The organism is Cupriavidus sp. 30B13 (assembly GCF_049059565.2).
Lineage (GTDB): Bacteria > Pseudomonadota > Gammaproteobacteria > Burkholderiales > Burkholderiaceae > Cupriavidus.
Window position 1 is genome coordinate 168,932 of record NZ_CP188223.1, and the last position, 25,070, is coordinate 194,001.

Genomic DNA, 25,070 nt, shown 5'->3' on the forward strand with positions numbered 1-25,070 from the left:
CCGCCCGCCGCGCACGCGACCGCACTCCGCCCCGGGCGCCGCGGCGGTCTCCCCCCACGGACCGCGCCCGCAACGCCCCCGCTCTTGTTACGATTGCGCCATCCGGACAAGGGAGTGCGCATGGGTGCGATCGTCAATAGCGTGGCTTACCGCGATGGCAAGCGGCTGGGGGATGTGTCGGTGGACGAGATCAGCGATGCCATCGCGGTGCCGGGCACCTTCGTCTGGCTCGGCCTGCACGAGCCGGACCTGCCGCTGCTGCGCAAGGTGCAGCAGGAGTTCGGCCTGCACGACCTCGCGGTGGAAGACGCCCTCGACGCACACCAGCGCCCCAAGCTGGAGACCTACGGCGACTCCATCTTCATCGTGCTCAACACCGCGCAGCTGGTCAACGAGGAAGTGGTGGTGGGCGAGACGCACCTGTTCGTGGGCCCGCACTACGTGGTGTCGGTGCGCCACGGGGCCAGCAGCAGCTACGCGCCGGTGCGCGAGCGCTGCGAGAGCGACCAGCGCGCGCTGGCCAACGGGCCGGGCTACGTGCTGTATGCGCTGATGGATTTCGTGGTGGACCACTACATGCCCATCGTCACCCGGCTCGAGGACGCCTTCGAGCAGCTCGAGCAGGGCATCTTCCGCGACGAGTTCGACCGCGCCGCCATCGAGCACCTCTACCACATCAAGCGCCAGGTCCTGCGCCTGCGCAACGCGGTCTACCCGATCGAGGAGATCTGCGCGCAGCTGATCCGGCTGCACGAGGAACTGGTGCCCAAGGAGCTGCGCGCCTACTTCCGCGACATCGAGGACCATGCCAGCCGCCTGGTGCGCACGCTCGACGTGGTGCGCGAGATGCTGACCACGGCGGTGCAGGTCAACCTCGCGCTGGTTACCGTGGGCCAGAACGAGATCGTCAAGCGCCTGGCCGGCTGGGGCGCCATCCTGGCCATTCCCACCGTGGTGTTCAGCCTGTACGGGATGAACTTCAGCTTCATGCCGGAACTGAAGTTCCACTATGCCTACCCGACCGTGATCGGCGTGACCGCGCTGGCCTGCGCGGGGCTCTGGCGCAAGCTGCACAAGTCGGGCTGGATCTAGCCGCCCGCCGGCCCGCCGCGCGCGCCGGCGGCCGTCTTTATATCTTCTTTACACCCCTCTCTTCCCTCTCTACCCCGTTTTTACCGCGCCATCCCTAACCTGCCATCTGTGAATCACTCACGGTGTTTGCCATGGACGGGATCTATTTCATTGGTTTGTTGCTGTTCGGCGCGCTGACCGGCGCGCTGCTGGCGCTGTGCGCCGCACTGGGCGGCAAGCCGCCGGGCGCGGCCGACGGCCCGCGCCCGGACGGCGCCGACGCGCGCCGCAAGGACAGCGCCGCCGACAGGAGGCTGTGATGGACTGGGCCGACCTGCTGGGCGGCGTGTTCGCCGTCGCTGTCTTCATCTACCTCCTGATCGCCCTGTTCAGGCCGGAGAAATTCTGATGTCAACCGAATTCCTGGGACTGCTCGTCCTCTACCTCGCCATCCTGCTGGCGCTCGCGCCGTTCTGCGGGCGCTATATCCGCCGCGCCATGGAAGACGGCAGCTACCGCGCCACCGCCTGGGGCCGGCCGCTGGAGCGCCTGCTGTACCGCATGGGCGGCGTGCGCGCCGACGCCGGCATGGGCTGGAAGCAGTACACGGTGGCGGTCATCGCCTTCAACCTGCTGGGCGTGGTGGCGGTGTACGCGCTGCAGCGCCTGCAGGCCTGGCTGCCGTTCAACCCGCAGGGCTTCGGCGCGGTCTCGCCGGACTCGGCCTTCAACACCGCCGTGAGCTTCGTCTCCAACACGAACTGGCAAGGCTACGCCGGCGAATCCACCATGAGCTACCTCACGCAGATGCTGGCGCTCACGGTGCAGAACTTCTTCTCGGCGGCCACCGGCATCGCCGTGGTGTTCGCGCTGATCCGCGGCTTCGCGCGCCAGAGCGCGGCCACCATCGGCAACTTCTGGGTGGACGTCACGCGCTGCACGCTCTACGTGCTGCTGCCGCTGTCGGCCGCCTTCGCCATGGCGCTGGTCAGCCAGGGCGTGATCCAGAACTTCGACGCCTACAAGGAGGTCGCGCTGGTGACGCCGGTCGAGTACAGCCAGCCCAAGGTGGACGCCGCCGGCCAGCCGGTGCTCGACGCCGCGGGCGCGCCCGTCATCGAGGCCATGAAGACCGACAGGCAGACGCTCGCCATGGGCCCGGTGGCGTCGCAGGAGGCCATCAAGATGATCGGCACCAACGGCGGCGGCTTCTTCAACGCCAACTCGGCCCATCCGTTCGAGAACCCGACCGAACTGACCGACCTGCTGCAGATGCTGGCCATCCTCCTGATCCCGGCGGCGCTGTGCTTCACCTTCGGCGAGATGGTCAAGGACCGCCGCCAGGGCGTGGCGGTGCTGGCGTCGATGACGGTGATCTTCGTGGCGATGGCGTGCGTGACGGCACTGTCCGAGCAGCAGGCCAACCCGGCGCTGGCGGGCCTGCCGATCGACCACGTGGCCAGCGCGCTGCAGGCCGGCGGCAACATGGAAGGCAAGGAAACCCGCTTCGGCATCGCCGCCAGCGCGCTGTTCGCCACCATCACCACGGCGGCCTCGTGCGGCGCGGTCAATGCCATGCACGACTCCTTCACCGCCATCGGCGGGCTGGTGCCCATGCTGCTGATGCAACTCGGCGAAGTGGTGTTCGGCGGCGTCGGCTCGGGCCTGTACGGCATGCTGGTGTACGCCGTGCTGGCGGTCTTCATCGCCGGCCTGATGATCGGCCGCACGCCGGAATACCTGGGCAAGAAGATCGAGGCCTACGAGATGAAGATGACCGCCGTGGCGATCCTCGTCACGCCGCTGCTGGTGCTGCTCGGCACCGCCGTGGCGGTGATGGCCGAGGCCGGCCGCGCGGGCGTGTTCAACCCCGGCACGCACGGCTTCTCGGAAATCCTCTACGCGCTCTCGTCGGCGGCCAACAACAACGGCAGCGCCTTCGCCGGGCTGTCCGCCAACACGCCGTTCTACAACGTGCTGCTGGCCGCGGCGATGTGGTTCGGCCGCTTCTGGATCATCGTGCCGATCCTTGCCATGGCGGGTTCGCTGGCGGCCAAGCGGCGGCTGCCGGCGACCGGCGGCACCATGCCCACCCACGGCCCGCTGTTCGTGGTGCTGCTGATCGGCTCGGTGCTGATGGTGGGCGCGCTTACCTATATCCCGGCGCTGGCGCTGGGGCCGGTGGCGGAGCAGCTGCAGGGCGCCGTGACCACGGCGGCAGGAAAGTAGCCGAGGGCCGCCCGCCCGCCGTGGACGACCACGCGGGCGGCTGCCCGGAGCAGATCAGCGTATTGCGGAGAAACGCATGCAACAAGAATCCATGGTGACGCGCGGCAAGCAGGCCGGCGCGGTACCGGCAAACACCAGTCCGGCAGCCCCTGCCGGCACCCCGGCGCAGGCCGCCCAGGCCGTCCACAAGGGCGGCGGCCACCAGCGCCCGCCGCGCGGCGGCATGTTCGCGCCCGAGCTGGTCAGGCCGGCCCTGCTCGACGCCGTGAAGAAGCTCGCGCCGCGCGACCAGCTGCGCAACCCGGTGATGTTCGTGGTCTACGTGGGCAGCATCATGACCACCATCCTGTTCCTGCGGGCCTTGTTCTCGCCCGCCAGCGCGGGCGGCGAGAGCGCGGGCTTCATCCTCGCGGTGACGGTGTGGCTGTGGTTCACCGTGCTGTTCGCCAACTTCGCCGAAGCGCTGGCCGAAGGGCGCAGCAAGCAGCAGGCCGAGGCGCTGCGCGGGCTCAAGACCACCGTCACCGCGAAGCTGGTCAAGGAAGGCCGGCGCGACTGGCGCGCCGCCGGCGCCACCGAGCCGCGCGCGGCCACCGCGCTGCGCCGCGGCGACGTGGTGCTGGTCGAGGCCGGCGACATGGTGCCCGGCGACGGCGAAGTGATCGAAGGCGTGGCCTCGGTCGACGAGAGCGCCATCACCGGCGAGTCCGCGCCGGTGATCCGCGAGTCGGGCGGCGACTTTTCCTCGGTGACCGGCGGCACGCGCGTGCTGTCCGACTGGATCGTGGTGCGCATCACCACCAATCCGGGCGAAAGCTTCATCGACCGCATGATCACCATGGTCGAAGGCGCCAGGCGCCAGAAGACCCCGAACGAGCTGGCGCTGACCATCTTGCTGGTGGGCCTGACCATCGTGCTGCTGCTGGCCACCGCCACGCTGCAGCCGTTCTCGGTGTACAGCGTGCTGGTGACCAAGGCCGGCATGCCGGTCACCATCACCGTGCTGATCGCGCTGCTGGTGTGCCTGATCCCGACCACCATCGGCGGACTGCTGTCGGCCATCGGCGTGGCGGGCATGAGCCGCATGATGGAAGCCAACGTGATCGCCACCTCGGGCCGCGCGGTGGAAGCCGCCGGCGACGTGGACGTGCTGCTGCTCGACAAGACCGGCACCATCACCCACGGCAACCGCCAGGCCGCGCGCTTCATCGCCGCGCCCGGCGTCGGCGCGCAGCAGCTGGCCGAGGCCGCCTGGCTGTCGTCGCTGGCCGACGAGACGCCCGAAGGCCGCAGCATCGTCACGCTGGCGCGCCAGCAGTCCGGCGCCGCCGCGCCCGACATCAGCGCGCTGCGCCCGATCTTCGTGCCGTTTACCGCGCAGACCCGCATGAGCGGCGTCGACGCGGGCGGGCGCAGCGTGCGCAAGGGCGCCGCCGACGCCGTGCGCAGGTACGTGACCGAGCGCGCCGGCAAGTTCCCCGACGCGGTGATGCAGGCCGTGGACGATGTGGCCCGCGCCGGCAGCACGCCGCTGGTGGTGGCCGAGTCGTTCGACGACGGCCACGGCGGCAGCGTGCGCGTGCTGGGCGTGGTCGAGCTCAAGGACATCGTCAAGGCCGGCATCCGCGAGCGCTTCGGCGAGCTGCGCAAGATGGGCATCCGCACCGTGATGATCACCGGCGACAACCGCCTCACCGCGGCCTCGATCGCCGCCGAGGCGGGGGTCGACGACTTCCTCGCCGAAGCCACGCCCGAGGCCAAGCTCAAGCTGATCCGCGACTACCAGGCCGAAGGCCGCCTGGTGGCGATGACCGGCGACGGCACCAACGACGCGCCCGCGCTGGCGCAGGCCGACGTGGCGGTGGCCATGAACAGCGGCACGCAGGCCGCCAAGGAGGCCGGCAACATGGTCGACCTCGACAGCAACCCGACCAAGCTGATCGAGATCGTGGAGATCGGCAAGCAGATGCTGATGACGCGCGGCTCGCTGACCACCTTCAGCGTGGCCAACGACGTGGCCAAGTACTTCGCCATCATCCCGGCCGCGTTCGCCACCACCTACCCGCAGCTCAACCTGCTCAACGTGATGGGGCTGGCCACGCCGGCCTCGGCCATCCTGTCGGCGGTGATCTTCAACGCGCTCATCATCGTGGTGCTGATCCCGCTGGCGCTGCGCGGCGTGGTGTACCGCCCGCTCGGCGCGGCCGTGCTGCTGCGGCGCAACCTGCTGGTCTACGGCCTGGGCGGCATCCTGGTGCCGTTCGTGGGCATCAAGATCATCGACATGATCCTGGTGCTGTTCGGCTGGACGTGAGCCATGCCCGCATCCCGGTCCAGGCCCGGGCCCTTGCCCGCGCCTGCGCACCCCACCCGCAAAGACATTGAACGGAGTCATCATGCCTACCCAAGCCACAGCCCCCCGCGGCGCCAATGGCCAGCCCGAAGCGCCCGCGCAGGGCGGCCTGCTGCGCCCGATGCTGACGCTATTCGTCGCGCTGTCGGTCATCACCGGCCTGCTCTACCCGGGCGTCGTCACCGGCCTGGCGCGCGTCGTGTTCCCGCACCAGGCGGCCGGCTCGCTGATCGTCAAGGACGGCAAGGCGGTCGGCTCGGAACTGATCGGCCAGCCCTTCTCGGACCCGAAGTACTTCTGGGGCCGCCTGTCGGCCACCGCGCCGATGCCCTACAACGGTGCCGCCTCGGTCGGCTCCAACTACGGCCCGAGCAATCCCGCGCTGGCCGACGCCGCGCGCGCGCGCATCGACGCGCTGCGCGCGGCCGATCCGGCCAACCAGGCGCCGGTGCCGGTGGATCTCGTCACCGCCTCGGCCAGCGGCCTGGACCCGCACATCAGCCCGGCCGCGGCGCAATACCAGGCCGCGCGCGTGGCGCGCGCGCGTGGCCTGCCGCTCGCGCGCGTGCAGGCGCTGGTGGCGGCCAACACCGACGGGCCGCTGCTGGCGGTGATGGGCGACCCGGTGGTCAATGTGCTCAAGCTGAACCTGGCGCTGGACGCGGAGAAGCCGTGACGGCCCGGGGTTTGCTCCCCTCTCCTGCCTGCGGGAGAGGGGCCGGGAGAGAGGCCGGGGGAGGGGCCGGGGGAGAGGGCCGGCGCGTCAATGGCCGCCGCGCCCGGCCGCGCGCCGCCGTGGCACAATCATCCGCATCCTCCCGCCTTGCGCGCACCTCACTTTCCCATGCCTGACACCGCCCCGCGGCCCGACCCCGATGCCCTGCTGCAACGCATGCAGGCGGAGGGCGAGCGCGCCGCGCGCGGCAAGCTGCGCGTGTATTTCGGCGCCTCGGCGGGCGTGGGCAAGACCTTCGCCATGCTGACCGCGGCGCGCGCGCTGCGCGAGCAGGGCAGCGACGTGCTGGTCGGGGTGGTGGAAACGCACGGCCGCGCCGAGACCGAGGCGCTGCTCGACGGCCTCGAGCGGCTGCCGATGAAGGCCATGCCGCACCAGAAGCTGGACGGCCGGGTGCTGTACGAGTTCGACCTCGACGGCGCGCTGGCGCGGCGCCCGGCGCTGGTGCTGGTCGACGAGCTGGCGCACTCCAACGCGCCCGGCAGCCGCCACCCGAAGCGCTGGCAGGACATCGAGGAACTGGTGTCGGCCGGCATCGACGTGTGGACCACCGTCAACGTCCAGCATCTCGACAGCCTCAACGAGGCGGTGGGCGGCATCACCGGCATCCGCGTGTGGGAGACCGTGCCCGACACGGTGTTCGACGACGCCGACGAAGTGATCCTGGTGGACCTGCCGGCCGACGAACTGCTGCGGCGCCTGCGCGACGGCAAGGTCTACATGCCGGAGCAGGCGCGCACCGCGGCCAGCAATTTCTTCCGCAAGGGCAACCTGATCGCGCTGCGCGAGCTGGCGCTGCGGCGCACCGCCGACCGCGTCGACGACGACGTGCGCGCGTATCGCCACGCCGAGTCGATCCGCCCGGTGTGGCGCACGCGCGAAGCGGTGCTGGCCTGCATCGGCACCGGCGGAGACGCCGCGCAGGTGGTCAAGAGCGCGCGGCGGCTGGCCGGCCAGCTCGATTGCGACTGGCACGTGGTGACGGTGGCCACGCCGCGCCTGGCGCCGCTGGCCGCGCAGACGCGCGCCGATCTCGAGCAGGCCATGCGGCTGGCCGAGGAACTCGGCGCGCGCACCGAGACCCTGGCCGGCAGCGATATCGTGCAGGCGGTGGCCGGCTACGTGCGCCGCCACAACCTGACCAAGGTGGTGGTGGGGCGCGCGCCCGGCGCGTGGCACCGCGCCGGCGGCGGCGTGCTGGCGCGCGGCCGCGCGCTGCTGGCGCTCGCGCTGTCGCCGTTCCTGGGCTCGCGCGCATGGCTGTTCGGGCGCCACAGCTTCGCCGATTCGCTGGCGCTCGGCTGCCCCGAGATCGACGTGATCCGCGTCGCCGCCGACGCGATGGCGGCCGACGCGCGCGGGCGCGCGCCGCCGGCGGACCGCTCCGGGCCGCGCGCCGGCACGAGCGACGGCATGCGCGACGGCATGCGCGAGGACCGCGCGGAGCTGGACGGCGGCGGGCACCCCGGCGAGGAGCGCGGCGTGGCCGCGCGCCGCCTCGACTACCTGTGGGCGGTGGCGTGGTGCGCCGGCGCCAGCCTGCTGTCGGCGCTGGCGCGCCCGTGGTTCGAGCTGGTCAACATCGCCATGCTGTTCCTGGCCGCGGTGGTGGCGGTGGCGCTGCGCCACGGGCGCGGGCCGGCCGCGCTGGCTTCGGTGGTGTCGGTGGCGGCCTTCGATTTCTTCTTCGTGCCGCCCAAGCTGTCCTTCTCGGTCAGCGACGTGCAGTACCTGGTGACCTTCGTGGTGATGCTCACCGTGGGCCTGGTGATCGGCCAGCTCACCGCCGGGCTGCGCGAGCAGGCCAGGGTGTCGGTGGAGCGCGAGACCGAGACCCGCACGCTCTACGAACTGGCGCGCGAACTCTCCGCCGCGCTGGTGCCGGAGCAGATCGTCGCCATCGGCAGCCGCTTCCTGCAGGCCGCGCTCGGCGCGCGCTCGGCCTTCTTCCTGGTTTCGCCGCAGGGCCGCCTGATGGCGCCCGCGGTGGACCCGCAGCAGCGCGCCAGCGGCGCCATCGACCCGGTGCTGGCGCAATGGGTGTTCGACCACGGCCAGCCCGCCGGCACCGGCACCCACACGCTGCCCGGCAGCACCGTGCTCTACCTGCCCCTCAAGGCGCCGATGCGCACGCGCGGGGTGCTGGCGGTGGAGCCGCAGGCGTGGCGCGCCCTCGCGCAGCCCGAGCAGCGCCGCCAGGCCGACGTGTTCGCCACGCTGATCGCCATCGCCATCGAGCGCCTGCACTACGTGGAGGTGGCGCAGCAGGCGCTGGTGTCGATGGAGTCCGAGCGGCTGCGCAGCTCGCTGCTGGCCGCCGTCTCGCACGACCTGCGCACGCCGCTGACCAGCCTGGTGGGCATGGCCGAGACCATGCAGCGCGCCGAGCCGCCGCTGCCGCCGCCGCTGGCCGAGACCGTGGCGGCGATGCGCGAGCAGGCCCTGCGCATGCGCACCATGGTGATCAACCTGCTCGACATGGCCCGCCTGCAGAGCCGCGACGTGCGCATGCACAAGGAGTGGCAGTCGTGCGAGGAAATGGCGGGCGCGGCGCTGGCCGCCATGCGCGACGCGCTGGCGCGCCACCGCGTGACGGTGTCCGGCCTGGCCGCGCTGCCGCTGGTGGAATGCGACGCCGTGCTGATGGAGCGCGTGCTGTGCAACCTGCTGGAGAACGCCGCCAAGTACACGCCGCCGGGCACCGCCATCCATATCGCGAGCGAGCTGACCGATGCCGAGGTGCGGCTCGTGGTCGCCGACGAAGGCCCGGGCGTGCCGCGCGGGCAGGAACAATCGATCTTCCAGAAATTCACGCGCGGCGCGCGCGAATCGGCCACCGCCGGCGTGGGCCTGGGCCTGGCCGTGTGCGAAGCCATCGTGCAGGCGCACGGCGGCCGCATCTGGGTGGAAAGCGCGGGCTGGGACGACGCGCAGGGCGGCGGCAACGGCGGCGCGCGCTTCGTGGTGGCGCTGCCGCGCGGCACGCCGCCCGCGGTCGAGCCGGAAGCGGGGCTCGCCGCCAGTCCCGCGACAGACAAGGAACCTCACTAACATGGCATTCGACTTTTCGCCCGCGGTACTGCTGGTCGAGGACGAGCCGCATATCCGCCGCTTCGTGCGCGAGGCGCTGCAGGCCGAAGGCTGCGCCGTGCACGAAGCCGAGACGCTCAAGCGCGGCCTGATCGACGCCGGCACGCGCCAGCCCGACATCGTGATCCTCGACCTCGGCCTGCCCGACGGCGACGGCATGACCCTGATCCGCGAGATGCGCACCTGGACCGAAGTGCCGGTGCTGGTGCTGTCCGCGCGCAGCGGCGAGGACGACAAGATCGCCGCGCTCGACGCCGGCGCCGACGACTACCTCACCAAGCCCTTCGGCGTGGGCGAGCTGATCGCCCGCGTGCGCGTGCTGCTGCGCCGGCACGCCCGCCTCAATCCGCAAGGCACGCCGCTGATCACCTTCGGCGACGTGCAGATCGACCTGGCCAACCGCGTGGTCACGCGCGCCGGCGAGGACGTCCACCTGACCCCGATCGAATACCGCCTGCTGGCCGTGCTGATCGCGCACCGCGGCAAGGTCATGACACACCGCGAGTTGCTGCGGGAAGTGTGGGGGCCGGCGCATTCGGAGAGTAGCCACTATTTGCGTGTCTATATGGGGCACCTGCGGCAGAAGCTGGAGAGGGATTCGGCGCAGCCGGTGCATTTGATGACGGAGTTGGGGGTGGGGTATCGGTTTGTGGGATAGAGGTTTGTTTGTGTTTTGGCTTTAAAGTCAAAGTCAAATTCTTAACGTCAACTGCTGAACGTCAAAGTCAAAGTCAAAGTGCTGGGGTTCTGCCGGTACCGGTTTTGGTGGCCACGTTCTGTCGGGTGGTGTTCGATTCGTGGTGGCGCTGCATGATGGCGGAGGTCCAGGCCCATCAAGCTGCTGCCGCGACCGGGGCGGATGGGTGCGTCATAGGGGCGGTGCTGGTTTCGTGGTGGGCGCGGTGGCCCCTGTTTGAGCGCAGTGCCGGACGACTGAAAAGTCATCCCGGTTCCAGCAACCCAGCCCACTCGCGGGGGGGCCACCACGCCCACCACGAAACCAGTGCCGGTGCTACGCCGTGACCGCCCAAACCGGTAACGGCAGATGCCCGAACCAGCAGTGCGCCCGCCATCATAGGTCTGACCCCGCAACCCATACCGCCAGCCAGATCGTGGCGATCCGAACCGGTAACGGCAGGATGCCAGCAGAACCACCGCCCCCACGACGAAACCAGAAACACTAAAAACCCCAACGTTTCTGCCCCTGCCGGCCAGGCAGCCCGCTTTCTTTGCCTACTTTCTTTTCGGGGAAAAGAAAGTAGGTCGCTCCGGGGGGGCGAAAGCCTTTGACTTTGATTTTAAGAAGTTGACGTTCAGCCGTTGACGTTAAGCCGTTGACTTTGAAGTTAAGCCTTTGAAAAAAAAGACCATTAACTTTAAAAGAAAAAATCAAAAAATCCCCCTCTCCGCCAGATTGCGGTATAGCGCGCGCACGCCGAAGGTCCACGGCGCGATCTCGGTGCTCAGCCCCACCGTATTGACCAACGCGCCAAGCGCGGGCGCCGAGATCGTCACCACATCACCGAGATGATGCGTGAAGCCGGCGCCGGGCGCATCGCGGTCCTTGATCGGCGAGAACATGGTGCCGAGGAACAGCATGAAACCGTCCGGATACTGGTGGTGGCGGCCGCAGGTCTGGGCGACGAGGTCGGCCGGGTCGCGGCTGATCTCGCTCATGTGGCTGATGCCGTCGAGCACGAAGCCGTCGCCGGCGCCCTCGACGCGCAGCGACACGCTTTCGCGGCGCACCGAGTCCAGCGTAAAGTGCTCGTCGAACAGCCGCACGAACGGGCCGATCGCGCACGAGCCGTTGTTGTCCTTGCACTTGCCCAGCAGCAGCGCGGAGCGGCCTTCGATGTCGCGCAGGTTGACGTCGTTGCCCAGCGTGGCGCCCACCGCCGTGCCGGCGCTGTTGACCGCCAGCACGATCTCCGGCTCGGGGTTGTTCCACACCGAGGCCGGATGCAGGCCGATGTCGGCGCCGAAGCCGACCGCCGACATCGGCTGCGATTTCGAGAACACCTCGGCATCGGGCCCGATGCCGACCTCCATGTACTGCGACCACGCGCCGCGCCGCTCGAGTTCGGCCTTGAGCCGCCGGGCGGCCTCGGAGCCGGGCTCGATCTGCGACAGGTCGGTGCCGATCAGCGCGGTGATGGTCTCGCGCACGTCGCGCGCGCGGGCCGGGTCGCCGCCGGCCTGCTCCTCGATCACGCGCTCGATCAGGCTGACGGCGAAGGTGACGCCGCAGGCCTTGATGGCCTGCACGTCGCACGGCGCGAGCAGGCGCACGGGCGCGCCGGCGTCGCCCGCGAGCGCCGCCGCCAGCAGCGCCTGGGCGCTGCCGAGCGCTTCGCCGGGGGCATGGCGGACGATGTCGGCGGCGTCGGCGCGCTCGAACAGGTCGGCGGTGGTGGGCACGGTGGCGGTGATGTCGAAGACCTGGCCGCCGCGCACGGCGACCACGCAGGGGCCTTCGTGGCCGCCGGCGCGGCGCCAGACGCGGCCGGCCAGCAGCGCCTGGCCGACATCGGCGGGCAGGCAGTGCGATGCGTCGGACGGGCTCATGACAGGGCGGCGCGCATGCGCGGCGCGAAGGTCTTTGGCAGGCCGGCGCGCGCGATGGCGCCGGTGAACGGCTCGCCGGGCAGCCACGCGGCCAGCGTCTCGCGCATCTCGCGCAGCGCGTCGAGGTCGATGCCGGTGCGCAGGCCTTCCGACTCCAGCAGGAACACGGTGTCCTCGGTATTGATGTTGCCGGTCGCGTTGGGCGCGAACGGACAGCCGCCGAGGCCGCCGAGCGAGGCGTCGAAGCAGCGCACGCCGGCATCGAGCGCGGCGATCACGTTGGCCAGCCCGAGCCCGCGCGTATCGTGGAAGTGGCAGGCCAGCGGCACGTCGCCGGCCAGCGCGCGCACCTTGCGCATCAGCGCGCGCACCTGGCCCGGGTGCGCATACCCCACCGTGTCGGCGATGGTGATCTCGTCGGCGCCGGCTTCCAGCAGCGTCTCCACCAGCGCCAGCACCGTGCCTTCGTCCACTTCGCCGGCGATGGTGCAGCCGAACGCGGTGGCCACGCCGGCGCCCAGCACCGCGTGCCGGCCGCTTTCGTCGCGCGCCGCCACGATGCGGGCAAAGTCGTCGGCGGACTCGGCCGTGGTGCGTCTGACGTTCTTCAGGTTGTGCGCGTTGCTGGCCGACAGCACGTAGTGGACCTTGGGCAGGCCCGCCTCGAAGGCGCGCTGCGCGCCCTTCAGGTTCGGCACCAGCGCGGCGGCGCGCAGGCCCGGGATCTCCAGCGCGCCGCGTGCCACCTCGGCGGCATCGGCGAACTGCGGCACCACCTGCGGCGGCACGAACGAGGTCACCTCGATCTCGGCGCAGCCCGCGGCCACCATGCGCGCGCACCATTCGAGCTTCTGCGCGGGAGCGAGGATCGTGCGCACCATCTGCAACCCGTCGCGCAGGCCAACTTCGCGGACCTGCGCCGTGTCGTTTGTCGTCATCTGTCTTCTCTGTCTTCCGTTACCGTGGTTCGATTTGCCTGCTATACCGTCGCGCTGGCCGGCGCCGCGTCGTCAGTGCCGCCCGCGGTCCGCGCGCCGCCGCCGGCCGCCGCGGCTACCGGAGCGGAGGACGTGCGCGGCGCGAATACGATCGCGGCGATGGCGCCCAGCACCATCAGCAGCGAGATCGCGCCGAGGCCGCCGGCCATGCTGTTGGTCAGGGTCTTGATCGAGCCGATGATCATCGGGCTGACGAAGCCGCCCAGCAGCCCCACGCAGTTGATGACGGCGATGCCGCCGGCCGCGCCGCTGCCGCGGATGTAGTCGGTGGAAATGGCCCAGATCAGCGGGTTCGGCGCCAGGATGCCCGCCGTGGCCACCGACAGCGCGACCAGCGACAGCGCCAGGTTGCCGTTGATGAAGCCCGCCGCGAACAGTCCCGCCGCGCCGCACAGCATGGCGATGGCGCAGTGCCAGCGCCGCTCCATGGTACGGTCGGAATGGCGGTTCAGCGCGATCAGCGCCACCCAGCTGACGAAGTACGGGATCGCCGAGTAGCAGCCGATCGCCAGCGGGCTGGTGACGCCCGAGCCCTTGATCAGCGTGGGCAGCCAGAAGCCGATGGCGAACACGCCGGCGATCTGTGTGAACCAGACGAAGCCCATCACGTACACGCGGAAGTCGGCGAGCGCGCGCCCGAAGGTGTGCTCGGTGTGGGTCTCGCTCACGGCGGAGCTGCGGCGCAGGTCGCGGGACACCAGGGCCTTCTCGCCGTCGCTGAGCCAGCGGGCTTCCTGCGGGCCGTTGTCGAGGTAGAAGAGCGCAAGCACGCCCAGCACCGTGGCCGGCAGCCCCTCGACGATGAACATCCATTGCCAGCCCTGCATGCCGTGCGCGCCGTCGAACTGCGTCATCAGCCAGCCCGACAGCGGGCCGCCGAGCAGCCCGGCGATGCCGGTCGCGCAGGTGAAGATGGCGATCACCTTGGCGCGCCGTTCCACCGGGTACCAGCGCGTGAGGTAGAAGATCACGCCCGGATAGAGGCCCGCCTCGGCCAGGCCGAGCAGGAAGCGGATGGTGTAGAGATGCGCGGGCAGCGTGACGAAGGCCGTGGCGGCGGCGATCAGGCCCCACAGGATCATGATGCGCGAGAAGGTGCGCTTGACGCCGATGCGGGCCAGCAGCAGGTTGCTGGGCACTTCCATCAGCACGTAGCCGACAAAGAAGATGCCGGCGCCGATGCTGTAGGTCAGGTCGCTGAAGCCCACGTCCTGCTTCATGTCGAGCTGCGCGATGCCGATGTTGATGCGGTCGAGAAAGGCGAACACGTAGCACAGGAACAGGAACGGGATCAGCCTGAGCGTGATCTTCCTGTAGGTGCTTTCCGCCTGCGGGTCGCCGAGGCTGGCGCTGTTGTGGTTCATCGTTGTCTCCTCCGGTCGGTGCCGGCTGTTGCTTGAAGCGGCTTGGTGGCGCTCGCTGGTGCCAGCCGCGGGCCGGCCGGTCATGGCCGGCCGGTGTTTTTTGCCGTCCGGGTCAGCGTCCCCTGAACACAGGCTGGCGCTTCTCGTTGTAGGCGCTGATGCCCTCCAGGCGGTCCTCGGTCGGGATCAGGCGGTTGTACGCCTCGATCTCGACGAACAGCCCGGTATGCAGGTCGCTCTGCATGCCGAGATCGATCGCTTTCTTGGCCTGCGCCACCGACAGCGGCGCGCTGGCGCAGATGTCGCGCGCGGCTTCGATGGCGTCGGCCAGCACGCGGCCCGGGTCGCTGAGGTGGTTGACCACGCCCCACGCCAGCGCTTGCTCCGCGCTGAAGCGCGCGCCGCGGAAGATCAGTTCCTTCGCGCGCCGCGTGCCGATGGTACGCGGTAACTGCTGGGTGCCGCCGCCGCCCGGCATGATGCCGCGCTTGACCTCGGTGAAGCCGAACACGGCCGTCTTCGATGCGTAGGCGAAGTCGCAGGCGAGCAGCAGTTCCAGCCCGCCCGCCACCGCCGAGCCGTTGGCCGCGCAGATCAGCGGCAGCGGGCAGCCGGTGATGGCGCGGTTCATCCGCTCGAACAGGTAGTGCTGGGTGCCGAACTGCGCGTCGGTCATGCCTTCGCGCTGCTTGAGGTCGGCGCCGCCGCAGAACGCGCGCTCGCCCGCGCCGGTCAGGATGGCGCAGCGGTATAGCGAGGGATCGGCCTCGAGCGCGCCGAACACGCGCAGCAGCTCGTGCCCCATCGGCGTGCTGATGGCGTTGGAAACCTGGGGCCGGTTGAGCTGGATCACCAGGATCTGTCCGTCGATCTCTTCGAGCTGCAGGGTGTCCAGCGGCGCGGGGCCCAGGTGCGGTGCGATTTTCATGGTGTCTCCTGTTGCAGGTGCGCGGGCCTGTGCGTGTGCGTGCCCGCCAGCAGATGATTGTGTTCGCCGAGCCTGGGCGTGCGCCCGGTGGCGGCTGGCCGCTGGCCGCCGAACGAGACTGGCAGGCCGACCACGGTGGCGGCGCCGTCGTCGGTGGTGCGCAGGATGTCCAGCGCCTCGGTCTGCGCGTGCGTGACCACCTCGTCGAGGGTCTGGATCGGCCCGCACGGGATGCCGGCGGCGTCGAGCGCGGCCAGCCAGTGCGCGGTGCCGGCGCGCGCGAAGGCCTCGTGCAGCAGCGCGATCAGTTCGTCGCGGTGGCTCACGCGCGCGCCGTTGGTGGCGAAGCGCGGGTCGTCGGCCAGCGCGGCGGCGCCGAGCACCTCGCACAGCCGGCGGAACAGGCGGTCGTTGCCGGCCGCCACCATGATGGTGCCGTCGGCGCAGGCGAAGGCCTGGTGCGGCACGATGGCCGCGGTGCCCGAGCCCCAGCGCCCGGGCAGCACGCCCGAGGCGAGGTAGTCGGCGATCTGGATGCCGCCCCAGGCGATCGCGGTCTCGTACAGCGACACCGAGACGATCTCGCCCGCGCCGCCGGCCTGGCGCCGGAACAGCGCCGCGAGCACGCCGATGGCGGCCCACAGCCCGGTGCCCATGTCGTTGACCGATACCGGGATGCGGCTCAGCGGCTCGCCGGGGCCGCCCATGAAGCTCATCAGCCCGGCCACGGCCTGGACCAGCGGGTCGTAGCCGGGCTTGTCGCGCCACGGCCCGCTGTTGCCGAACGCGCCCAGGTTGCAGTAGACCAGCGAGGGCTTGGCGCGCAGCATGGCCTCGGCGCCCAACCCGTATTTCTCGGTGCCGCCGGCCTTGAGGTTCTGCAGCACGACGTCGGCGCGGCGCTGGATCAGCTCGCGCAGCAGCGCGGCCTGCTCCGGGTCCGACAGCGACATCGCGATGCTGGCCTTGCCGTGGTTGACGGCGTGGAACAGCGCCGCCGCGCCGTCCACGAACGGCGGGCCCCAGTCGCGCGCGTAGTCCCCGCCTTGCGCGCTCTCGATCTTGATGACCTCGGCGCCGAGCGCGCCGAGGATCATGCCGGCATAGGGCGCGGCCAGGCTGTGGCCGATCTCGACCACGCACACGCCCGCCAGCGGCAGCGGCCGGGTCATGTCCGCCGCGGCGCTCATGGCTCGGCCACCGCCAGCGCGACGTCCGCGGCGGTGTCTGCGGCGCCCGCACCGTCGCCGGCGCCTGCCTTTACGCGATACAGCTCGCGCGCCGCCTCCGCGCTGACGTAGCCGTCGGCCACATCGGCCAGCACGCGCTCGCGTTCGCGCTCGAGCGGGTCGCCATAGCCGCCGCTGCCGGCCGGCTGCACCACCACGCGGTCGCCGCGGTAGACCACGGTCTGGCCGCCCTTGGCCGGCACCTTGTGTTCGCTGCCGTCGGCGCGGCGCACCGTGCACTGGAAGCGCGTGCCGGGCAGGCCGCCGAAATGGCCTTCGGGCGCCGAGCGGCCGCGCTCGCCGGACACCGTGAAGGTGGCTTCGTCGTAGGCCACGCGGTACACGCGCCGCGAAGTCAGGCCGCCGCGCCGGCGCCCCGCGCCGCCGCTGTCGGTCACCAGCGACCACTCCTCCACCGTCAGCGGCGAGGTGCGTTCGATCATCTCGACCGACTGGCTGCCCGCGTTGCCCACGTAGACGCGGATGCCGCTCACGCCGTCCTTGCCGGCGCGCGCGCCCATGCCGCCGGCGTGCACGTCATGCATGGTGACGAAGGGCTGGCCGGTCTGCCGCACGCGCTGCGCATCGGTGTCGCGCCCGCTGAAGATGCCGGCGCAGGACGCGCAGTTGCTCTGCCCGACGATGCGCTCGGGCACCGCCGGCGCCAGCGCCTTGAGCAGCAGGTCGATCACGCGCGGCGAGGTCTCGGTATTGCCCGACACCACCGAGGCCGGATACTCGCAGTTCAGCACGCTGCCCGGCGGCGCGATGATGGTCACGGGCCGGTAGCAGCCCTGGTTGATGGGGATGCTGAGGTCGGTCAGCGCCTTGACCGTGAACCACGTGCTGTTGCAGGTGACCGACAGCGGGCAGTTGATGCCGCCGCGCACCTGCGCGCCGGTGCCGGTGTAGTCGAAGGTGATGTGGTCGTCCTCGACCGTGATCCTGACCTTGAGCAGCGGCCGCTCCTGCTTCCAGCCGGGCGCCTCGATGGGGTCGAGGTATTCCTCGGCCTCGTACACGCCGTTGGGGATGCGGGCGATTTCCGCGCGGATCAGCTTCTCCGAGTGGTCCAGGCTCTGGCGCATCACGTCGCGCAGCGCCTCGGCGCCATACTTGCCGACCAGGTCGGCGATGCGGCGGTCGCCGACGAAGGTGCCCGCGTACTGGGCCTGGATGTCGAGTACCAGCTCGTGCGCGTTGCGGCTGTTGCGCGTGAGGATTTCCAGCATGTCGCGCACCGGCTCGTCGTTGCGGTACAGCAGCACCGGCGGGATGCGGATGCCCTCGGCGAACACGTCCCAGGTGGTGACCGTATAGCTGCCCGGGGTCTGGCCGCCGATGTCGGTCCAGTGGCCGCGCGTCATCACGAAGGCGACGATCTGGCCGTCGACGAACACCGGGCGCGTGAACTGCACGTCGGGCTGGTGGTTGCCCCCGCCGACGTAGGCGTCGTTGCTGACGATCACGTCGCCGGGGCGCAGGTTGTCGCGGCCGATGGTCTCGACCGACACGCGCGTGGAGATGACCGCCGAGCCCAGCATGGTGGGAATGTCGTTGCCCTGGGCGACGAGCTGCATGTCGGCGTCGAAGATGGCCGCGGAGGAATCGCCGCTGGCGTGCATCAGCGGACTGCCCGCGGTGCGCATCATGGCGATCTTCATCTCCCGCGCGATGGCGAAGAGACTGCTGCGGATGATTTCGTAGGTAACAATATCCATGGGTCAGGCTGCCAGTTCGATCACAAGGTTGAGGTCCGAATCCACGCGCGCCGTGTGCGATGCCTTGAGCACCGCGCAGCTGCTGTGCTCCTCGATCACGGCCGGCCCCTCGATGCATGCGCCGACCGGGATCTCGTCGCGCGCGAACACCGGCAGCGCGCGCACGCCGCCGTCGAAATACACGTCGCGCGTGCGCAGCGCGCGCGCCTGGCCCAGGCCGTCCGGCTGGGTCACGCCGCCGCGCCAGCCGGTGGCGGTGATCAGTTGCAGGCGCAGGTTGGCGACCACGATGGGCTTGTCCTTGCTGACGAAGTTCCACTGCCGCTGGTGCGCCGCCTCGAACTCGCGCGCCAGGCTCTCGCACAGGCCCGCTTCGCCGTCCTGCACCGCCACCGTGATGACGTCGGGCTGGCCGGCGTAGCGGCAGTCGGCCAGGCGCACCGCGCGCACGCCGCGCGGGTCGACGCCGTGGCGGCGCAGCTCGTCGGTGCCCACCGCGAGCAGGTCGTCGAGCTCGCCGGACAGGCGCGCGTCGTCGCACTGCGCGAGGTCGCACTCGACCGGGCTCTGATAGTCGTACTGCTGGTCGGCCACGGTCATGCCGAAGGCGCTGAACAGGCCGGGCAGCGGCGGGATCACCACGCGGCGGATGCCCATCTCCTGGGCAAGGTCGACGGCGTGCACGGGACCCGCGCCGCCGTAGCAGATGTAGGAGAACTCGCGCGGATCGTAGCCGCGCTCCACCGTCATGATGCGGATCGCCTGCGCCATCAGCGCGTTGGCCACCGAGCGCACCGCCTGCGCCGCCTCGGGCACGCTCATGCCCAGCGGGCGGGCGATCACGTCCTCGACCACGCGCCAGGCCGCCTTGGCGTCGAGCTTGAATTCGCCGCCGAGGAAGTTGTCGGGATCGATGTAGCCGAGCACCAGGTTGCAGTCGGTCACGGTGGCATGCTTGCCGCCGCGGCCGTAGCAGGCGGGGCCGGGATCGGCGCCGGCGCTGGCCGGCCCGATGCGCACGCCGCCGCCGGCATCGATCCACACGATCGAGCCGCCGCCCGCGCCGACCGAGTCGATGTCGATGCTGGGCGAGCGCACGGTATAGGTGTGCAGCAGGCTCTTGTTGCGGATCTCGGGGCGGAATTCGCGGATCAGCGACACGTCGAAGGTGGTGCCGCCCATGTCGCCGAGGATGGCGTTGCGCAGCTCGCTCTTCTCGCAGTTGCGGATCGCCGCGCTGACGCCGCCGGCCGGGCCGGACTCGAGCAGCACGATGGGCCGGTCGGCCACCATCGCCGGGCTGGCCAGGCCGCCGTTGGACTGCATGAAGAGGAACTTGCCGGCGAAGCCGAGGCCGGCCAGGGCGTCGCCCAGGCGGCCGATGTAGCGCCCGCACACCGGGCCCAGCATGGCGTTGATCACGGTCGAGCTGGCGCGCTCGTATTCCATCGCCTCGGGATTGACCTCGTGCGAGGCGCAGATGAAGCGGTCCGGCAACAGCCGGCGCAGCGTGTCGAGCACGGCGCGCTCGTGGTGCGGGTTGACGTGCGCGTGCAGCAGGCATATCGCCACCGCCTCGACGTCCGAGGCGCGGATGCGGTCGGCGATCCGCACCAGTTCGTCGTGGTCCAGCGGCGTCTCGACCTGGCCGTCGTAGCGCACGCGCTCCGTGACCTCGAGGCGCCAGCGGCGCTCGACCAGCGCGCGCGGATTGTCGAACAGCAGGTCGTAGAGATCGGCGCGGTCGTGGCGCGACACGCGCCGCAGCTCCAGGATGTCGCGGAAGCCGCGCGTGGTGACCAGCGCCGTCTTCGCGCCGGTGCCCTCGACCACCATGTTGGTCGCCATGGTGGTGCCGTGGCCGAGGAAGGACACGTCGGCGCTGGCGGTCCCCGATATCTCCAGGATCTTGCGAAACCCCTCCACGGTGCCGACCACGCGGTCCCTGGGCGTGGTCGGCACCTTGGTCGACCAGATGCGGCCGGTGTCGTCGTCCACCATCACCACGTCGGTAAAGGTGCCGCCGACGTCGATTCCAATTCTTCTCACTTTGCCTGTCTCCATTTGCTGGCATCCCGGTGCGGACATCGCGGTCCGGGCGCGGCCCCTTTTGCGACCGTGCCGCGGGGCCCTGGGCGCTGCGGTGCAGCATCGCCGCACCTCGCCGCACCGTCCGGCCAGCGGCCGCGCGTTGGGCTATGATCGGCCGCTGGATCGTCGCCGCACCCGCGTTTCGCGGGCGGCTGCCGATGCTGCAATGTAGGAGGCGCGGCCCTCGTGCAGATAATGAAAACTTCCGATCACGTGAGACAGTGGAGTTATATCGGTGATAACCAGTATCGATGCCATCCTGCGCCGGCTGCGCGGCAATCACATCGCCCTGCTGATCGCGCTCGACGACCACGGCTCGCTGCGCAAGGCGGCGCACCAGGTATCGCTGTCGCAGCCGGCCACCACCAAGTCGCTGCGCGAGATCGAGGCGATGTTCGGCGCCGACCTGTTCGCGCGCTCGCCGCGCGGCATCGTCGCCAATGAGATGGGCCGCTGCGTGATCCGCCACGCGCGCGTGATGCGCGCCGAGGTCGGCGCGCTGCGCGACGAGCTGGCGGCGATCATGCGCGGCGGCGGCGGCACGCTGGCCATCGGCGCGGTGATGGGGTCGGTGCCGGTGTGGCTCACGCCGATCCTCAAGGCCCTGCGCGAGGTGCAGCCCGATATCTCGGTGGAAGTGTGGGAAGACAACAGCGCCCGGCTGCTGTCGATGCTCGACCAGCGCCTGCTCGACCTGGTGATCGGCCGCCCCAGCGTCAGCGTGCATCCCGACGCCTACGACTTCGTGCCGCTCGATACCGAGGAAGTGTGCTTCGTGGTGGACGGCGCCGACCCGCTCGCGCGCGACCCGTCCATCACGCTGGCCGGCATCGCCGCCAATCCGTGGATCGTGCCGCAGGCCACGCTGCCGATGCGCTCGCTGCTGGAGCAGTTGTTCGAGGACGGCGGCCTGCCGTTCCCGCGCTACGCGATCGAGACCTCGTCGACCTTCGCCACGCTCTCACTGCTGCGCTCGGGCGCGGGCACGGTCGGCCTGATGCCGCTCAAGGTGGCGGAGTATTTCGCCGAATACGGACTGATCGCCATCCTGGCGATCCCGGTCGAGCGGCGGGGGCCGCCCTACGGCATCGCCACCCGGCGCGGCTCCGCGCTGATGCAGCCGGTGCAGAAGTTCATCGATTTGTGCCTGGAGCGTAGCGCGGTGCAGTGAAGGCCGGCAGCCGGCGCCGGTCCCGGGCCTCGAATGCCGGTGTCCGCACGGCCGAGTCGTGGCACCCGGATGCCGGCCTTGTTCACCACACCCCAAAAAACACCCCCGCCTGCTTATACACATTGGTCTTCGCCGCGACCTCCTCGTTGGTGACCGTGGTGCGTGGCTTGAGCGAGCAGAACCACTCCAGCAGATGCGTGCGCATGACGGAGCGCACGGACTCGAAACCGGTGTCCGCGCCGAGGTCGAAGAATTCGTCGGGGTCATTCTCGAGGTCGAACAGCTGCGGCCGGAAGCCTTGCCAGTGCACGTACTTCCAGCGCGCATTGCGTACCATCCAGGCCCGGCATTCGCCGGGTTGCCGGCCCAGCGCCACGCGCGCGCCGCGATAGGCGTAGTCGAGTTCGGAGACGACGAAGTCGCGCCACGGGCCGCGGCCTGCGCCTGCGCGCGCCTGCGTGAGGTCGAGCAGCGAGCGGCCTTCGACGCGGTGGTCGGCGGGCGGCAGGCCGAGCGCGTCGAGCACGGTGGGCACCACGTCGACGGCGCTGACCATGCGCGCGTCGGCGCTGCCGCGCGTGGCGTCGGCGGCGAGCGTGGGGTCGTAGACGATCAGCGGGATCTTCTGCACGGTGTCGTAGAACTGTTCTTTCTCGCCGAGCCAGTGGTCGCCGAGGAAGTCGCCGTGGTCGGCGGTGAAGACGATCAGCGTGTCCTGCCAGCGGCCCAGGCGCTCGAGCTGGTCCCACAGTTCGCCGAGGCGGTCGTCGATCTGCTGCACCAGGCCCTGGTAGGTCGGGCGCACGGTGTCGGAGACTTCGCGGCGCATGAAGTTGGCGCATTCTTCCTGCGTGCGGTAGGCGTCCAGCACGGGGTGCGGGTCCCGCAGCTCGGCGTCGTGGCGCTTGAGCGGCAGGCAGTCGTCGAGCGTGTAGGCGGCATGGTAGGGCGCGGGCGCCATGTAGGGCCAGTGGGGCTTGACCAGCGACAGGTGCAGCACCCATGGGTCGTCGCCGCGCGCGGCGATGTATCGCATGGCCTGGCCGACCGTGTACGCGGTTTCCGAATGCGGCTCGGCCACGCGCGCGGGCAGCCCGGCGTTGCGCATGTGCCAGCCGGAGACGATCTCGCCCTGCGCGTTCTCGGCGCTGATGACGTAGTCGGTCCATGGGTCGGCGCTGTCGTAGCCTTGCCGGCGCAGCCAGCCGGCATAGGCGCTGTGCGGCTCGGCGTGGTGGCCGTCGTGGCGGTCCACCTCGACGAAGTGGCCGCTGCGCAGCAGCGTCTCCAGTTCGCTGCCGCCGTCGAGGTGCAGCCGCCCGAGGTTGGCGTTGTCCGGCATGACGTGGGTCTTGCCGGCCAGCGCGAGCGCGCGCCGGCTGTCCTTGAGGTATTCGCCGAGCGTGACTTCGCCCACCGACAGCGGCACGCGGTTCCAGGTGGCGCCGTGGCTGCTGGGGTAGCGCCCGGTGTAGAAGCTCATGCGGCTCGGCCCGCAGACGCCGGAGGTGACGAAGGCGCTGGTGAAGCGCACGCCGCGCGCGGCGAGGGCGTCGATGTTGCGGGTGCGCAGCGTGGGATGGCCGTAGCAGCCCAGGTGGTCCTGGCGCAGCTGGTCGCACATGATGAAGAGCGTGTTGCGGGTGGGCATGGCGTCTCGGATCTGTTGGGTGCCGACACGAATATCGACGCGATGAATAGCAGGGGGTTAAATCAGCATGAAGTTTTTCAGTCCCCCGTATAGCCGGAGCTTTTCACCACCGGCCCCCAGCGGCTGGCATCCGCCGCCAGCACCTTGCCGAACTGCTCGGCGCCGCCGGTCTGCGGCTCCAGCCCCAGCTTGAGGAAGCGCTCGCGCAGCCCGGGCGACTGCAAGGCGCGGACGATGGCCGCGTTGAGCCGGTCGAGCGTGGCCCTGGGCGTGCCGGCCGGCGCGAGGAAGCCATAGCGGCCCACGCCCTCGATGTCCTTGTAGCCGAGTTCGGTAAACGTCGGCACGTCGGGCAGGGCGGCAGAGCGCTGCGTGCCGGAGCTGGCCAGCACGCGGATCTTGCCGGCGCGGTGCATTTCGGCCAGGTCGGCCAGCGTGTCGACCGAGGCCGGCACCTGGCCGCCGACCAGCGCGTTCATCAGCGGCGCGGAGCCGTTGAACGGCACGTGCAGCATCTCCACGCCGACCTGCTTGCCGAACAGCAGCCCGAAGAAGTGCGGGATGCTGCCGAGCGCCGGCGAGGCGTAGGAGTTGTTCTTCGCCGGGCTGGCCTTGAGCCATTCGACGTATTCCTTGAGCGATTTCGCCGGCGTGCCGGGTCCGGCCGCCAGCGCGAGCTGGAAGTTGGCGATCTGCGCCACCGGCGCGAAGTCGCGCTGGATGTCGTAGTTGAGCTTGCGGTAGACCTGCGGGGCGATGGTCATCACCGCCGAGTTGGCCACCACCAGGGTGTTGCCGTCGGCGGGCAGGCCGCGGGCGTAGTCCATCACCAGGCGGCCGCCGGCGCCGGGCTTGTTCTCGACCACCACGGTCTGCCCAAGCGCCTCGCGCAGCTTGTCGCCGACCAGCCGGGCGGCGAGGTCGGCGGTGCCGCCGGCGGGATAGCCCACCAGGATGCGCAGCGGACGGTCGCTCTGGGCGAGGGCCGGGGCCGCGGTCACGGCCAGCAGGGCGGCCGCGGCGGCAAGGGCGGGGGCACGGGAGCCGGCAAGGGCGCGCAGCAGTCTGGCGAGGTTCATGGATTCTCCTGTGGGGTTGGCGGGGATGGTTGCGAGGGCATTCCGGCGCCGGCCAATTTATCGGTGCGGCCGCGGCGCGCCAAGGCAGGATTTCGCGCATCGATCTGCGCCGGATAGGCCCTTGCGGCGCGCCGGTCCATATGAGCCATGGACGCTAACACCGGTCCATATAATTGACGAAATCAACTAAATTTGCGGATGCGGCATGAACCACGCCACGGACGGCGGCGCAACGGCGCAAGAGGGCGGGCATCCGGACGACCCGGGCCGCATCCTGCAACATCCGGCCCGGCTGGCCGATTTCCTCAACTACCGCCTCTACCATCTGACCCGCGTCGCGCTCGATGCCAGCGGCCGGCACCTGCGCGCGGCAGCCGGCGTCAGCCGGCGCGAATGGCGCATGCTGGCGTTCCTGGGCGAGCAGCCCGGCACCCGCCTGGCCGAGCTGGCGCACAGCGCCGGGCTCGACAAGGTGCTGGCCAGCCGCGCCGTGCATGCCTTGATGGCGCGCGGCCTGGTGCGGCGCGACACGCGCGCGCAGGACCGGCGCGCGGCGGCCTTCGCGCTGACGGAGGAGGGCGAGGCGGTCTACCGGCAGGCCTTCGCCCAGGCGCAGGCCTTCAATGCCCGCCTGGCCGGTTGCCTGTCGCCGGACGAGGCGCGCGTGCTGGCGGACTGCCTGGCGCGCCTGCATGCCGAGGCGGAAGCCCTGCTGGCGCAGGCCGGGACGCTGCCGAGCACCGTACCCGCGCCTGCGCACGCGCCGCCGGACTGGTGGCGCCGGGCGTGAG

19 protein-coding genes are annotated in these 25,070 nt (G+C 70.5%); 10 read left to right on the forward strand and 9 right to left on the reverse strand.

Annotated features, from left to right (window positions below):
- Positions 1 to 120: 120 nt before the first annotated feature.
- The 8 genes from ACKI2N_RS00720 to kdpE all read left to right on the forward strand — a co-directional run bounded on the left by ACKI2N_RS00720 (position 121) and on the right by kdpE (position 10,137).
- Positions 121 to 1,092, forward strand: a complete 972-nt coding sequence (locus ACKI2N_RS00720; RefSeq protein ID WP_420995248.1) for a magnesium and cobalt transport protein CorA — start codon at positions 121 to 123, stop codon at positions 1,090 to 1,092.
- Positions 1,093 to 1,223: 131 nt separating this feature from the next.
- Positions 1,224 to 1,391 carry a hypothetical protein gene (locus tag ACKI2N_RS00725; RefSeq protein ID WP_420995249.1) on the forward strand — a complete coding sequence of 56 codons (168 nt, stop codon included), beginning with the start codon at positions 1,224 to 1,226 and terminating at the stop codon, positions 1,389 to 1,391.
- Complete coding sequence (gene kdpF, locus ACKI2N_RS00730; RefSeq protein ID WP_420995250.1) at positions 1,391 to 1,480, forward strand: K(+)-transporting ATPase subunit F; 90 nt, start codon at positions 1,391 to 1,393, stop codon at positions 1,478 to 1,480. The genes ACKI2N_RS00725 and kdpF overlap by 1 nt, the downstream gene beginning before the upstream one ends.
- Positions 1,480 to 3,300 (forward strand): potassium-transporting ATPase subunit KdpA, encoded by a 1,821-nt coding sequence (gene kdpA, locus ACKI2N_RS00735; RefSeq protein WP_420995251.1) that lies wholly within the window; start codon positions 1,480 to 1,482, stop codon positions 3,298 to 3,300. Before kdpF ends, kdpA begins: the two co-directional genes overlap by 1 nt.
- Positions 3,301 to 3,376: 76 nt before the next feature.
- Positions 3,377 to 5,614, forward strand: a complete 2,238-nt coding sequence (gene kdpB / locus ACKI2N_RS00740) for a potassium-transporting ATPase subunit KdpB (RefSeq protein ID WP_420995252.1) — start codon at positions 3,377 to 3,379, stop codon at positions 5,612 to 5,614.
- An 82-nt stretch (positions 5,615 to 5,696) separates the two neighbouring features.
- On the forward strand, positions 5,697 to 6,329 hold the full coding sequence (gene kdpC, locus ACKI2N_RS00745; RefSeq protein ID WP_420995253.1) for a potassium-transporting ATPase subunit KdpC: 633 nt from the start codon (positions 5,697 to 5,699) through the stop codon (positions 6,327 to 6,329).
- A 168-nt stretch (positions 6,330 to 6,497) separates the two neighbouring features.
- Entirely contained in the window at positions 6,498 to 9,440 is a 2,943-nt protein-coding gene (locus ACKI2N_RS00750; RefSeq protein ID WP_420995254.1) for a DUF4118 domain-containing protein, read from the forward strand.
- Between the two features lies 1 nt (position 9,441).
- Complete coding sequence (gene kdpE, locus ACKI2N_RS00755; protein WP_420995255.1) at positions 9,442 to 10,137, forward strand: two-component system response regulator KdpE; 696 nt, start codon at positions 9,442 to 9,444, stop codon at positions 10,135 to 10,137.
- Between the two features lie 731 nt (positions 10,138 to 10,868).
- Here the strand turns inward: kdpE and ACKI2N_RS00760 are convergent.
- The 7 genes from ACKI2N_RS00760 to ACKI2N_RS00790 form a co-directional block, all read right to left on the reverse strand.
- Positions 10,869 to 12,047 carry a fumarylacetoacetate hydrolase family protein gene (locus ACKI2N_RS00760; protein ID WP_426990232.1) on the reverse strand — a complete coding sequence of 393 codons (1,179 nt, stop codon included), beginning with the start codon at positions 12,045 to 12,047 and terminating at the stop codon, positions 10,869 to 10,871.
- The gene (locus ACKI2N_RS00765) at positions 12,044 to 12,985 is read right to left on the reverse strand and encodes a hydroxymethylglutaryl-CoA lyase (protein ID WP_420994692.1); all 942 of its coding nucleotides are present in this window, start codon (positions 12,983 to 12,985) and stop codon (positions 12,044 to 12,046) included. The genes ACKI2N_RS00760 and ACKI2N_RS00765 overlap by 4 nt, the downstream gene beginning before the upstream one ends.
- 41 nt (positions 12,986 to 13,026) lie before the next feature.
- Entirely contained in the window at positions 13,027 to 14,409 is a 1,383-nt protein-coding gene (locus ACKI2N_RS00770) for an MFS transporter (protein WP_420994691.1), read from the reverse strand.
- Between the two features lie 112 nt (positions 14,410 to 14,521).
- Positions 14,522 to 15,337 (reverse strand): enoyl-CoA hydratase-related protein, encoded by an 816-nt coding sequence (locus ACKI2N_RS00775; protein ID WP_420994689.1) that lies wholly within the window; start codon positions 15,335 to 15,337, stop codon positions 14,522 to 14,524.
- Positions 15,334 to 16,527, reverse strand: coding sequence for a CaiB/BaiF CoA transferase family protein (locus ACKI2N_RS00780; protein WP_420994688.1), 1,194 nt, complete (start codon positions 16,525 to 16,527; stop codon positions 15,334 to 15,336). The genes ACKI2N_RS00775 and ACKI2N_RS00780 overlap by 4 nt, the downstream gene beginning before the upstream one ends.
- A complete protein-coding gene (locus tag ACKI2N_RS00785; protein ID WP_420994687.1) occupies positions 16,524 to 18,287 on the reverse strand; it encodes a hydantoinase B/oxoprolinase family protein in 1,764 nt (587 codons plus the stop codon). Before ACKI2N_RS00785 ends, ACKI2N_RS00780 begins: the two co-directional genes overlap by 4 nt.
- A 3-nt stretch (positions 18,288 to 18,290) precedes the next feature.
- On the reverse strand, positions 18,291 to 20,336 hold the full coding sequence (locus ACKI2N_RS00790; RefSeq protein WP_420994685.1) for a hydantoinase/oxoprolinase family protein: 2,046 nt from the start codon (positions 20,334 to 20,336) through the stop codon (positions 18,291 to 18,293).
- 277 nt (positions 20,337 to 20,613) lie between these two features.
- Between ACKI2N_RS00790 and ACKI2N_RS00795 the strand changes: the two genes are divergently transcribed.
- Positions 20,614 to 21,549, forward strand: a complete 936-nt coding sequence (locus ACKI2N_RS00795) for a LysR family transcriptional regulator (RefSeq protein WP_420994684.1) — start codon at positions 20,614 to 20,616, stop codon at positions 21,547 to 21,549.
- Positions 21,550 to 21,631: 82 nt separating this feature from the next.
- Here ACKI2N_RS00795 and ACKI2N_RS00800 read toward each other — a convergent pair whose 3' ends face one another.
- Both ACKI2N_RS00800 and ACKI2N_RS00805 read right to left on the reverse strand, forming a co-directional pair.
- Positions 21,632 to 23,200 (reverse strand): sulfatase-like hydrolase/transferase, encoded by a 1,569-nt coding sequence (locus ACKI2N_RS00800; protein ID WP_420994683.1) that lies wholly within the window; start codon positions 23,198 to 23,200, stop codon positions 21,632 to 21,634.
- A gap of 77 nt (positions 23,201 to 23,277) precedes the next feature.
- On the reverse strand, positions 23,278 to 24,279 hold the full coding sequence (locus tag ACKI2N_RS00805; RefSeq protein WP_420994682.1) for a Bug family tripartite tricarboxylate transporter substrate binding protein: 1,002 nt from the start codon (positions 24,277 to 24,279) through the stop codon (positions 23,278 to 23,280).
- A gap of 205 nt (positions 24,280 to 24,484) precedes the next feature.
- Here ACKI2N_RS00805 and ACKI2N_RS00810 point away from each other — a divergent pair, with 205 nt between their 5' ends.
- On the forward strand, positions 24,485 to 25,069 hold the full coding sequence (locus ACKI2N_RS00810) for a MarR family winged helix-turn-helix transcriptional regulator (RefSeq protein ID WP_420994680.1): 585 nt from the start codon (positions 24,485 to 24,487) through the stop codon (positions 25,067 to 25,069).
- The last annotated feature ends 1 nt before the right edge of the window (position 25,070 follow it).

Bases quoted from the DNA above. Each gene is read 5' to 3' on its own strand.
- ACKI2N_RS00720 (WP_420995248.1), top strand. From the start codon at position 121: ATGGGTGCGATCGTCAATAGCGTGGCTTACCGCGATGGCAAGCGGCTG.
- ACKI2N_RS00725 (WP_420995249.1), top strand. From the start codon at position 1,224: ATGGACGGGATCTATTTCATTGGTTTGTTGCTGTTCGGCGCGCTGACC.
- kdpF (WP_420995250.1), top strand. From the start codon at position 1,391: ATGGACTGGGCCGACCTGCTGGGCGGCGTGTTCGCCGTCGCTGTCTTC.
- kdpA (WP_420995251.1), top strand. From the start codon at position 1,480: ATGTCAACCGAATTCCTGGGACTGCTCGTCCTCTACCTCGCCATCCTG.
- kdpB (WP_420995252.1), top strand. From the start codon at position 3,377: ATGCAACAAGAATCCATGGTGACGCGCGGCAAGCAGGCCGGCGCGGTA.
- kdpC (WP_420995253.1), top strand. From the start codon at position 5,697: ATGCCTACCCAAGCCACAGCCCCCCGCGGCGCCAATGGCCAGCCCGAA.
- ACKI2N_RS00750 (WP_420995254.1), top strand. From the start codon at position 6,498: ATGCCTGACACCGCCCCGCGGCCCGACCCCGATGCCCTGCTGCAACGC.
- kdpE (WP_420995255.1), top strand. From the start codon at position 9,442: ATGGCATTCGACTTTTCGCCCGCGGTACTGCTGGTCGAGGACGAGCCG.
- ACKI2N_RS00760 (WP_426990232.1), bottom strand. From the start codon at position 12,047: ATGAGCCCGTCCGACGCATCGCACTGCCTGCCCGCCGATGTCGGCCAG.
- ACKI2N_RS00765 (WP_420994692.1), bottom strand. From the start codon at position 12,985: ATGACGACAAACGACACGGCGCAGGTCCGCGAAGTTGGCCTGCGCGAC.
- ACKI2N_RS00770 (WP_420994691.1), bottom strand. From the start codon at position 14,409: ATGAACCACAACAGCGCCAGCCTCGGCGACCCGCAGGCGGAAAGCACC.
- ACKI2N_RS00775 (WP_420994689.1), bottom strand. From the start codon at position 15,337: ATGAAAATCGCACCGCACCTGGGCCCCGCGCCGCTGGACACCCTGCAG.
- ACKI2N_RS00780 (WP_420994688.1), bottom strand. From the start codon at position 16,527: ATGAGCGCCGCGGCGGACATGACCCGGCCGCTGCCGCTGGCGGGCGTG.
- ACKI2N_RS00785 (WP_420994687.1), bottom strand. From the start codon at position 18,287: ATGGATATTGTTACCTACGAAATCATCCGCAGCAGTCTCTTCGCCATC.
- ACKI2N_RS00800 (WP_420994683.1), bottom strand. From the start codon at position 23,200: ATGCCCACCCGCAACACGCTCTTCATCATGTGCGACCAGCTGCGCCAG.
- ACKI2N_RS00805 (WP_420994682.1), bottom strand. From the start codon at position 24,279: ATGAACCTCGCCAGACTGCTGCGCGCCCTTGCCGGCTCCCGTGCCCCC.
- ACKI2N_RS00810 (WP_420994680.1), top strand. From the start codon at position 24,485: ATGAACCACGCCACGGACGGCGGCGCAACGGCGCAAGAGGGCGGGCAT.